Genomic DNA, 10861 nt, shown 5'->3' with positions numbered 1-10861 from the left:
TGTAACTTAAAATATATCGGCGATTATTGGAATATATCGACCGTAACTCAAAATATATCGGCGATTTTTAAAATATATCGACTTACCGACAAAATATGACAAAGGAGGCTGTCCAAAATAGCCTCCTTTCTTATTATGAAAACGTATGGCGCAGCCTATTTAAAATTTCTTCTAAAACAGACCTTGGACAGCCGATGTTAATTCGAATATGTTCTTCGCCGCCTAATCCGTATTTCTCACCAGGTTCAACAATAATTTTTCCTTTTTCTTCGAGCAATTTAGTGCGCTCATCTTGAGACAGTTGTAGGCGAGAGCAATCAATCCATAATAAAAAGCTACCTTCTGGCTTCGTTACGGAAAGAGTAGGTATGTGATCTTTCATATATTTACAAGCAAATTGAGCATTATCTTCTATATATAATCGAATTTCATTTAGCCAATCGTTACATTCTGTATAGGCACTTACCATCGCTGTATAGGCAAATGTATTTAATCCGTGGAAGCCTTGTCTATATTGGATAGATGTAAAGGCTTGACGGAGTTTTTCATTTGGAATGATAATAATCGATGCTTGTAATCCAGCGATATTAAATGTTTTACTTGGAGCCATACAAGTTATCGTGCGCGCTGCTAGTTCTTCAGATAAAGAAGCGAACGGTGTATGTGTATGATTTGCATAAATAATATCGGAATGAATTTCATCTGCGACAACGATTACATTATATTTTGTACATAAAGATCCAAGTTTTGTTAATTCCTCTTTCGTCCAAACACGACCTATCGGGTTGTGAGGACTGCAAAGAAGCATGAGTTTGACGCCTTGTTGAAATTGCTTTTCTAAATGCTCGAAGTCTATGGCATATGTATCATTTTGTTTCTGTAATGGACTTACGCATAATTGTCTATTGTTTGTTGTGACCATTTCGAAAAATGGGGGATAAATAGGTGGTTGTACGAGAACGGATTCGTTTTCCTTTGTGAAGGCCTGTATGCTCGCACTAAGAGCTGGAACGATTCCGGCGCTAAAGACAATCCATTCTTTTTGAATATCCCAGTTGTACTGTTTTTTTGTCCAGTTACAAATAATATCGCCAATATTTTCGGGAGGAAGTGTATAGCCGAAAATAGGATGCTCGATACGTTGCTTTAAAGCAGTTTGAATTGGTTGAGGTACTTCAAAATCCATATCAGCAATCCACGCGTGGATAAGTTCTTCGTTTTTATATGTATCCCATTTTGTACTATGAGTTCCACGGCGATTGACTGCTTTATGAAATAGTTGCATAAGTTTGCTCCCTTCTTCTGTAAAACCGTTAAGTTATGAAAGTTCTCTCTCTTCTTATAGAATAGCTGATGTGATAGGATAAAGAAAAGTATTAAAAAGTGAAAAGGCGGGAAGCGAATGGGTACATATGAAAAGATGATAGAGGTTGTGAAGAATTGGGATCCGTTTCAAATGGGACCGGAGTTTTATGAAACAGAAGCGAGCGATGTTGTGAACGTCGCAAGTGTGTTTGATGATTCAAAATACATCGCAAAGAAGATTCAACATATATACTTTATGTCTTTTGAGGAAGTACCTGCGCTTGAAAAATGTGAGAAGTTAGCTGTGGAATTACTTGTAATAAAAGAAGGCGGAAGTTGTTCATTGTAGGCTGTCGGAATTTCCGACAGCCTTTTTGATATTATTGCGCAGAAAAAGCGATAATTTCTTCATAAACATGTTCCGGTTTTTCTTCAGGTAGTAAATGCCCTGTATTTTCGTAAGAAATAAATTTCGAATTCGGTAAATCTTTGTGCAGACGATGACCTACATGTACAGGGACGACCCGATCTTTTTCACCCCAAATGAGTAGAGTAGGTGTTTCGATTTTTTGTAATTCAGTTGAAGATAAGTCACCTTCACGATCTCGTATCATACGAGTTAAAGCGGGGAATATACGGTTGTCATAAAAAGGAGCAGAGTAACCTGCCTTCATTTCATCGTCAATTAATGAATGATCATGAACGACATTCATTAAGTTATGAACAATGCCGCGCCGTATAATCCAATTCTTTACGTATAAATGAAAGAACGGTAAATAAGAAGAGTACAGTAAAGGTAAAGTTGCGCGTGCTAAATAGCTAGAGCTACATAGTAAAATTGTCTTTGAAATTAATTCAGGACGTATACGATTTACGTAAAGTGAAATTTGGCCGCCCATAGAATGTCCAACTAACACAATGTTTGAGAGAGATAAGTGTTCAATTAAATCGATTATAATCGTTGCTAAATTATGATAAGAATACTTAAATAGATGAGACTTATCGCTCTTTCCGAACGGTGGCAAATCAAGAGCAATGACTGTTCCTTCTTTCGATAATAAAGGAATAAGACGGCGGTAGCTGAATGAGGAAGATAAAAAGCCGTGAACGAGTACGAAAGTAGGACGTTCTGTTTTATTTTCATGTTCATACAATTCGTAATGAACAGTAGTGCCGCGAGTGGAAAAAGTGAAATAAGGACAAGTAGATTCGTGATTCATTTTTTGTCACTCCATTGATTTTTGTTCATATCATTTCCAAGGCAGAAAAAAATATGTTAACAAAAAAAGGCAAGATGACGATGTCATCTTGCCTTTCGTATATTCAGTATTACCCGCGAACAATATTAGGCGGTGTTTTTCCTTGTAACGCTGCAACTAAATTTTCAGCGGCGGTCATAGCCATTTGTTGCCTAGTTTTTAATGTTGCAGATCCGATATGTGGTAAGGTCACAACATTTTGTAAGGATAAGAGCGGATTGTCTTTTTGAATCGGCTCTTGTGTAAAAGTATCGATGCCTGCTGCAAAGATTTTCTTTTCTGTTAACGCATGAATTAACGCTTCTTCATCTACTGTTTTCCCGCGAGAAGCATTAATGAAGATAGCTGTTTCTTTCATGAATGAAAATTCCTTTTCTCCGATAAGATGGTACGTTTCATCTGTTAATGGAGTAAGAAGAACGATAAAGTCAGACTGTTTGAGTAGCGTCTGTAAATCACAATATGTAGCATCGAATTTTTGTTCAGCTTCTTCTTTTCGGCGACGGTTATAATAAAGAACATCCATATCAAATCCGAATTTCGCTCGTTTTGCAACAGCTTCACCAATTCGGCCCATACCGATAATGCCGATTGTACTATGGTGTACATCTAGCCCAAAGTGCTCTTTTCCAATTTCCGCATTCCATTTACCATTTTTTACGTAGGAGTCGAGTTCACAAACACGACGACCAGCAGATAACATAAGAGCAAAAACGAGGTCAGCTACTGTATCATCTAGTACGTAAGGTGTATTTGTTCCGAGGACATTGCGCTTTTCCATCGCTTGTAAATCAAAATTATCGTAACCGACAGAAATGTTGCTTACTACTTTTAAGTTAGGAGCCGCCTCCAATAATTCTTCATTAATAGCAGATCCGAAATTTAATAAACCATCTTTATCTTGTATTTTCTCTAGTAGAACATCACGAGGTACCTTCTCATTTTGCTCCCATTTTTCATAATCACAGTGTTCTGATAAATAGTTTTCTACAAATGTTGGAACTGGTTCAGCAATATAAACTTTTGGTTTCACGGTTCCATCCCCTTTCGCTTTATCACACATTTATCCGCTGATTAAAGTTTCACTTTACCCCGCTTTAACGAGCAGTAAGACTCCCACCTAAAAAGAAGGTTGAGACAAAGAAGCGAGGTGGGAGATCAACTGCTCGTAAAAGCCCGATTGGTTCAACTAATAATCAGCGGGGTGAAGCATTCCGCTGATTAAAGTTTCACTTTATTTTGACATAATTCACTAAAAAAATCTTCTTTTCAAACTGGAAAGGCTATTTGTATAATTTAGACACAAACGAAAAGGAAGGATGATTTATATGGTGACAGAAAAGGAATTAGAATTATTAGCTTGTCTTGAAAAAAGTAGTCGATTATCTGTAGATACATTAGCGAAGCTGTTAAATATAGAAGTAGAAGAAGTAAAGAAAATGGTTGAAAAATTAGAAGCGGAAAAGATTATTGTGGATTATGTAACACATATCGATTGGACGAAGGTGAAAGAACATACAGGTTTAACGGCAATGATTGATGTGAAGGTTACGCCAAAGCACGGCGTTGGGTTCGATGCGGTTGCGGAACAAATTTATCGTTATTCAGAAGTAAAGTCTGTGTATTTAATGTCAGGGACATACGATCTTTCTATTACGTTAGAAGGAAAGACAATGGGAGAAGTAGCGATGTTTGTTTCTGAGAAATTAGCAACAATTGAATCTGTTGTTTCTACGACAACACATTTCATTTTGAAGAAGTATAAACATGAGGGAATTATTTATGAAAAAAACGATGATGATAAGCGAATTGTGGTGACACCATGAAGCAATTTGAACTATCTAGAGCGGCAGAATCGTTACAACCATCTGGTATTCGAAAGTTTTTCGATTTAGCAGCTAATATGAAAGGTGTTATATCTCTTGGGGTAGGGGAGCCTGACTTTGTTACACCTTGGAACGTGAGGCAAGCATGTATTCGTTCTTTAGAACAAGGATATACGTCATATACAGCAAATGCAGGATTATTGGAGCTCCGTCAAGAAATAGCAAAGTATCTAAAAAAACAATTTGCAGTTTCTTATGATCCAAACGATGAAATCATTGTTACAGTTGGAGCAAGTCAGGCGTTAGATGTAGCGATGCGCGCCATTATAAATCCTGATGACGAAGTACTTATTATTGAGCCAAGTTTCGTTTCTTATGCCCCACTTGTGACATTAGCTGGAGGCGTTCCAGTTCCTGTGGCGACTACTTTAGAAAATGAATTTAAAGTACAACCAGAACAAATTGAAGCAGCTATTACAGCGAAGACAAAGGCAATTTTACTTTGTTCACCAAATAACCCAACAGGTGCAATGTTAAACAAGTCCGAGCTTGAAGAAATAGCAGTGATTGTTGAGAAGTACAATTTAATCGTATTATCTGATGAAATTTATGCAGAACTTGTATACGACGAAGCATATACAAGTTTCGCGAGTATTAAAAATATGCGTGAGCATACGATTTTAATTTCAGGATTTTCAAAAGGATTTGCAATGACAGGATGGCGTCTTGGTATGATTGCAGCTCCTGTTCATTTTTCAGAATTAATGCTCAAAATTCACCAATATTCTATGATGTGTGCCCCGACGATGTCTCAGTTCGCAGCACTTGAAGCGTTACGTGCGGGGAATGATGAAGTAATTCGGATGAGAGATAGTTATAAGAAACGCCGTAATTTTATGACGACATCTTTCAATGACATGGGATTAACGTGTCATGTGCCGGGTGGAGCATTTTATGTCTTTCCTTCAATCGCTTCAACTGGACTATCTTCAGCGGAATTTGCAGAACAGTTATTATTAGAAGAAAAAGTGGCTGTTGTACCTGGAAGTGTATTTGGCGAAAGTGGCGAAGGGTTTATTCGTTGTTCGTATGCAACATCGCTTGAACAGCTTATGGAAGCAATGAAGAGAATGGAACGGTTTATAGAGAATAAAAAAAGGACAAAACACAATACGTTTTGTCCATAAAAGGGGGGGAATACTAGAAAGCCATGTGTTAGTATTCTATCCTAATATTGGAGAATTATACTTACTTAAGGAAATTTTTTCATGAATTTTGAATGAGCTCTGTCATAGTGGTATAATTTACTAATATAAGGTATGCGTATCCTGAGTTGCTTTACTTAGGGTACGTATTAACTAATCGGATATTTAACAATAAATCATCTGCTTTGCTATCTACAATTGTAGAGAAAATGGTAAACGTATGGGAGTGTTTCATATGTCAGAACAATATACAACAGGAGTGGTTGTAACAGGGAAAGTGACTGGGATTCAAGATTACGGTGCATTTGTAGCGTTAGATGCAGAAACACAAGGACTTGTGCATATATCAGAAATTACAAATGGATATGTAAAGGATATTCATGACTTTTTAAAAGTCGGCGATACAGTAGAAGTAAAAGTACTTTCAATTGATGAAGAACACAGAAAAATGAGTTTATCGTTAAAAGCGGCGAAAAGAAAACAAGGACGGATTCTTATACCGAATCCATCTAAGGACGGATTTAATACGCTGCGAGAAAAGCTAACAGAATGGATTGAAGAGTCCGAGTTAACAAAGTAAAAGAGGAGCGCATATGAGCGTTCCTCTTTTACTTTTTCTTATGATATATATTTGCAAATATGATTGCATGCAATCATATTCGTATGTCGAAGGTGAGTAAGGACATACTGACTAGCGAATTTCGTTCGTTTCTGGGTGAGTACCAAGATTTTCTGATGGTTTAAAGAGTAAACCAAGATTAATCAGCCCAGAAATACCGACGATGCCGTAAATAATACGTGCAAGAGCTGAGTTTTGTCCACCGAAAATGGCTGCCACTAAGTCAAACTGGAAGAACCCGATTAATCCCCAGTTTACAGCGCCAATTACAGTAAAGACTAATGCGATACGTTGCAGTGTACTCATGAAAAAGCCCCCCTTAATTGTGAAGCATGAGCAAGCGATGAGTTAATTAACTCTTTTATAGAATGGTGTAGTTATGTTGTTTTTATACATAAAAAATGTTTGAAACAGGATGTATATACATCTATACCGAAAAATGCGAATTTTTATGCAAAAAATGAACTTTTTTTAAAAAATATATATTGGTTACGTTTACAATTGGCTAATCGCTTGATTTACAACTTCAGTTTCGCTAAAGTGAATACAGAAATACATATCCATAATTGGAGGGAAAAAGATGAGTACACATGTAACGTTCGACTATTCTAAAGCGTTATCCTTCATCGGTGAACATGAAATCACTTATTTACGTGATGCAGTGAAAGTAACACATCACGCAATCCACGAAAAAACTGGAGCTGGGAACGATTTCCTTGGGTGGGTAGACCTTCCGCTTCAATATGACAAAGAAGAATTTGCTCGCATTCAAAAATGCGCAGAAAAAATTAAAAATGACTCTGACATTTTACTTGTTGTAGGTATCGGTGGTTCTTACCTAGGAGCACGTGCAGCAATTGAAATGTTAAACCATTCTTTCTACAACACACTTTCTAAAGAACAACGTAAAACTCCACAAGTGCTATTTGTTGGACAAAACATTAGCTCCACTTACATGAAAGATTTAATGGATGTATTAGAAGGTAAAGACTTCTCTATTAACGTTATTTCCAAATCAGGTACAACAACAGAGCCTGCACTAGCATTCCGTATTTTCCGTAAGTTGTTAGAAGAAAAATATGGAAAAGAAGAAGCTCGCAAACGTATTTATGCAACGACAGATAAAGCGCGTGGTGCATTAAAAACATTAGCTGATAATGAAGGTTACGAAACATTCGTTATTCCAGATGATGTTGGAGGACGTTTCTCTGTATTAACGCCAGTTGGTTTATTACCAATCGCAGTGAGTGGCTTAAATATTGAAGAGATGATGAAAGGTGCAGCTGCTGGTCATGATGACTTCGGAACATCAGAACTAGAAGAAAACCCAGCTTACCAATATGCAGTAGTTCGTAACGCTTTATACAATAAAGGAAAAACAATTGAAATGCTTGTTAACTATGAGCCAGCACTTCAATACTTCGCTGAGTGGTGGAAACAGTTATTTGGTGAAAGTGAAGGAAAAGATCAAAAAGGTATTTTCCCATCTTCAGCAAACTTCTCAACTGACTTACACTCATTAGGTCAATACGTTCAAGAAGGTCGTCGTGACTTATTTGAAACAGTTCTAAAAGTAGGTAAACCTACACATGAACTAACAATCGAATCAGAAGAAAACGATTTAGATGGATTAAATTACCTTGCTGGTGAAACTGTAGACTTCGTAAACACGAAAGCATACGAAGGTACATTACTTGCACATAGCGATGGCGGAGTACCAAACTTAATCGTAAATATTCCTGAATTAAATGAGTACACATTTGGTTACCTTGTATACTTCTTCGAAAAAGCATGTGCGATGAGCGGCTACTTATTAGGCGTAAATCCATTTGACCAACCAGGAGTAGAAGCATACAAGAAAAACATGTTTGCTTTACTTGGCAAACCAGGATTTGAAGAATTAAAAGCAGAATTAGAAGAGCGTTTAAAATAATAAAAAGCGGCCGGATCCGGCCGCTTTTTATTATTTCATCGAAAAGTCCATCAGTATATTCAAACTAGAGTGGGTATGCTAAGGAAAAAGTCTAGGAGGGATGGACTTGATTCCGATTCAATCAAATTTAGAAGGACGTACATATGCGTTATATAAGTTAGAAGAAATCATGAAGCCACTCGGATATAGCATTGGTGGCAATTGGGATTATGATAAAGGATGCTTTGATTATAAAATTGATGAAGAAGATGGCTATCAATTTCTGCGAGTGCCATTTACAGCAGTGAATGGTGAATTAGATGTGCCAGGCGTAATAGTCCGTCTTGAAACGCCGTATATTCTTTCGCACGTATATCAAGACGAACTAGATGATCATGTAAATACGTTAACAGCCGGTACGAGTGGATTGGATCAATTTGCTGAGCCGAAAGATCCAGATGGAGATGTAAAAAGAAAATATATCAATATTGGGAAAGTGCTCATGCAGGAACTAGAGCGTCATTTTACTAATGGTGAATAACAATGAGTATGTCGCTTTCAATGAGAACAAAAGAATGAACTGGGTTAATCATATATTGTTCGTCGCGCTTTATACCTAGTAAGAGAATGTTTTGCTTTAAAAGAGTATAGCTACAATTTGCAAAACTTTGTCCAGTGCAGGATGGGGGAAGCTCCATCAGTTGTAATTTATTATCAGAGATTTCGTCGTAAAGTGAAAATAGTACACCTGAAATGGAAGGGAATAAAAGAGAAGCGGTAAATACATAGCTCGTTAATTTATTTCCTTCTATAATTTCTGACACGCCAGCTCTCGTTGCATTTTGTATTTGTTCAGAAGTAAGAAGTTCAGCGATGCAGTGAATGTTTGGGTTGAGCCCTTTTGCAGTTAAAATATTTAAAATGGACTGTGTATCCGCTAAGCTTTCGTTTTTTTCTTTATCAGCTGTTATTAATATAGTGTGAGCCGTTGTAATATTAGCTTTTAATAGCGTTTGATCGTGATGGGGGCACCCCTTTATAAATTCTAAATGATGAAATGGTTTTGGAAGTAAAGAAAGTGTTTCATCAATTAAAACGATATCAAGGTTCGGCTGTAATACGTGCATTTGTTTTACAACGTGCTTTGCCCGTTCGTTCCAGCCGACGATAATCATATGACCGTTAGAAGTTGCAGCTTCTTCTCCTTTAATCTTCATATATTGTTTACTAATCATTTCAGTAGCGAACAGCACCATATAATAAGAACAAAATCCGGTTCCTAATAAAATAATACCTATACCGATAAGTTTGCCCATTAGTGTATGAGGGGCAAAGTCACCGTAGCCAACAGTGAAAATGGTAACGATTGACCACCAAACTCCATCAAACCACGTAGTGAAGTGGGATGGTTCTAATCTATGTATAAGAAAGCCGGAAAAAGCAGTAAGTACAATAATAAAGCAAATTAAACGAAAAATAATGGAATCACGAAATGTATCTACTAAATTTGGACGGGATTTCAATTGCCTATTCCTCCTTACTTTGCAAGACTACATTCATTGTTACCATTATAGAAAAAAGAAAAACTCTCTAATTGAAAAGAGAGTTTGTTTTACGTTACATACTTTCCACTTCAGTTTGTTGAACACTTTCAAGATGCTGGAGAGCATAGTAAACATCAGCAGTATGTCTTTTTTGATCGATACATAATTTAAGATGCAAATAGTGAGAACCATTTTCTAACGTTTTAAGTTTCATATTCTTCACTTTTATATCCATTTCTTTTATTTCTTCAATTACAACCGGGATATTGTCCATATTTCGCACAACAAGTTTTACTGCGATATCACGTTGACGAAATGACCTAGGTCCTACAAATTTCATTGTTAACGGTATAAGTTCAACGCTAATCATAAGGAAACACATTCCGAAAATTGCTTCGATATAAAATCCAGCTCCAACAGCAATACCAATACCAGATGCGCCCCAGATCATAGCGGCAGTCGTTAGTCCTGCAATACTATCGTTTCCTCTTCTTAAAATAACACCAGCACCTAAAAAACCAATCCCTGATACAATTTGAGCGGCAAGTCGAAGTGGATCCATATTCATATGATCAGTATGTGGTAAATTGTAAGCTGCTTTAATAGAAACAATCGTCAGGAGGCAACTAATGATAGAAATAACTAAGCATGTTTTTAAACCAAGGGGTTTCCGTTTTAATTCGCGCTCTAAACCGATGGCGAATCCTAAAATAGCCGAGAGACCTAGTTTAATTAATAAATCGGTATAGTCCATATGTATTCCTCCTTGTATGATATGGTATATGAATAAAACATTTATTATAGAAAGAAATGTTTTTGGGTAGAGTGACTTTATATAGAATATATGTAGGAATCTCTTAGAAATGAAAGGGATATTTCGTTTAAGTATATGATATGAAAAAAGAAATGTAGTTAATTTGAAAAAAGTTTATAAAAGGTGTTGCATTTCATTTTTCACCATGATATATTAATAACCGTCGCTGATGCGGAAACGCAGAAAACGACAAAAAAGAAATTGAAAAACTTAGTTGACATCGAAAAACGAAGATGTTAACATAAGGGAGTCGCAAATGAGCGACCAAGTAGTTCTTTGAAAACTGAACGAAACAAACAACGTGAAACGTCAATTTTTATTTTATGATGCTAGACAAACTAACTTTATTGGAGAGTTTGATCCTGGCTCAGGATGAA

The 10861-nt window shown here is 36.6% G+C and carries 12 protein-coding genes; 6 read left to right on the top strand and 6 right to left on the bottom strand.

The window, feature by feature from the left end; translation table 11 throughout:
* Nucleotides 1–133: 133 nt before the first annotated feature.
* The gene (locus tag MR083_RS24865; RefSeq protein ID WP_242269992.1) at nt 134–1285 is read right to left on the bottom strand and encodes a MalY/PatB family protein; all 1152 of its coding nucleotides are present in this window, start codon (nt 1283–1285) and stop codon (nt 134–136) included.
* Nucleotides 1286–1402: 117 nt separating this feature from the next.
* Between MR083_RS24865 and MR083_RS24860 the strand changes: the two genes are divergently transcribed.
* A complete protein-coding gene (locus MR083_RS24860; protein ID WP_000537636.1) occupies nt 1403–1654 on the top strand; it encodes a YugE family protein in 252 nt (83 codons plus the stop codon).
* Between the two features lie 31 nt (nt 1655–1685).
* On the opposite strand, the gene MR083_RS24855 is transcribed toward MR083_RS24860, so the two are convergent.
* Both MR083_RS24855 and MR083_RS24850 read right to left on the bottom strand, forming a co-directional pair.
* Entirely contained in the window at nt 1686–2525 is an 840-nt protein-coding gene (locus MR083_RS24855) for an alpha/beta fold hydrolase (protein ID WP_001015187.1), read from the bottom strand.
* Between the two features lie 109 nt (nt 2526–2634).
* Nucleotides 2635–3627, bottom strand: a complete 993-nt coding sequence (locus tag MR083_RS24850; RefSeq protein ID WP_242269991.1) for a 2-hydroxyacid dehydrogenase — start codon at nt 3625–3627, stop codon at nt 2635–2637.
* Nucleotides 3628–3892: 265 nt separating this feature from the next.
* Between MR083_RS24850 and MR083_RS24845 the strand changes: the two genes are divergently transcribed.
* The 3 genes from MR083_RS24845 to yugI all read left to right on the top strand — a co-directional run bounded on the left by MR083_RS24845 (nt 3893) and on the right by yugI (nt 6175).
* The gene (locus tag MR083_RS24845; protein ID WP_000255699.1) at nt 3893–4390 is read left to right on the top strand and encodes an Lrp/AsnC family transcriptional regulator; all 498 of its coding nucleotides are present in this window, start codon (nt 3893–3895) and stop codon (nt 4388–4390) included.
* Entirely contained in the window at nt 4387–5577 is a 1191-nt protein-coding gene (locus tag MR083_RS24840; protein WP_000808514.1) for an aminotransferase, read from the top strand. Before MR083_RS24845 ends, MR083_RS24840 begins: the two co-directional genes overlap by 4 nt.
* Before the next feature lie 253 nt (nt 5578–5830).
* The gene (gene yugI, locus MR083_RS24835) at nt 5831–6175 is read left to right on the top strand and encodes a S1 domain-containing post-transcriptional regulator GSP13 (RefSeq protein ID WP_000003767.1); all 345 of its coding nucleotides are present in this window, start codon (nt 5831–5833) and stop codon (nt 6173–6175) included.
* A 111-nt stretch (nt 6176–6286) separates the two neighbouring features.
* On the opposite strand, the gene MR083_RS24830 is transcribed toward yugI, so the two are convergent.
* Nucleotides 6287–6520, bottom strand: coding sequence for a DUF378 domain-containing protein (locus MR083_RS24830; protein ID WP_000105788.1), 234 nt, complete (start codon nt 6518–6520; stop codon nt 6287–6289).
* A gap of 274 nt (nt 6521–6794) precedes the next feature.
* Here MR083_RS24830 and MR083_RS24825 point away from each other — a divergent pair, with 274 nt between their 5' ends.
* Together MR083_RS24825 and MR083_RS24820 are read left to right on the top strand one after the other, a co-directional pair.
* A complete protein-coding gene (locus tag MR083_RS24825; RefSeq protein ID WP_000103652.1) occupies nt 6795–8147 on the top strand; it encodes a glucose-6-phosphate isomerase in 1353 nt (450 codons plus the stop codon).
* A gap of 106 nt (nt 8148–8253) precedes the next feature.
* Nucleotides 8254–8667, top strand: a complete 414-nt coding sequence (locus tag MR083_RS24820; RefSeq protein WP_000612336.1) for a YugN-like family protein — start codon at nt 8254–8256, stop codon at nt 8665–8667.
* Here MR083_RS24820 and MR083_RS24815 read toward each other — a convergent pair.
* Nucleotides 8654–9649, bottom strand: a complete 996-nt coding sequence (locus MR083_RS24815; RefSeq protein WP_014893447.1) for an ion channel — start codon at nt 9647–9649, stop codon at nt 8654–8656. The genes MR083_RS24820 and MR083_RS24815 overlap by 14 nt on opposite strands.
* A 94-nt stretch (nt 9650–9743) precedes the next feature.
* On the bottom strand, nt 9744–10424 hold the full coding sequence (locus MR083_RS24810) for an MgtC/SapB family protein (protein ID WP_000386681.1): 681 nt from the start codon (nt 10422–10424) through the stop codon (nt 9744–9746).
* Nucleotides 10425–10861 lie beyond the last annotated feature (437 nt).

Origin of the sequence: Bacillus cereus group sp. BfR-BA-01408 (assembly GCF_022663305.1) — a bacterium.
In the GTDB taxonomy this organism is placed as follows: Bacteria; Bacillota; Bacilli; order Bacillales; family Bacillaceae_G; genus Bacillus_A; species Bacillus_A pacificus.
This window is presented reverse-complemented; position numbering and strand designations above follow the sequence as displayed.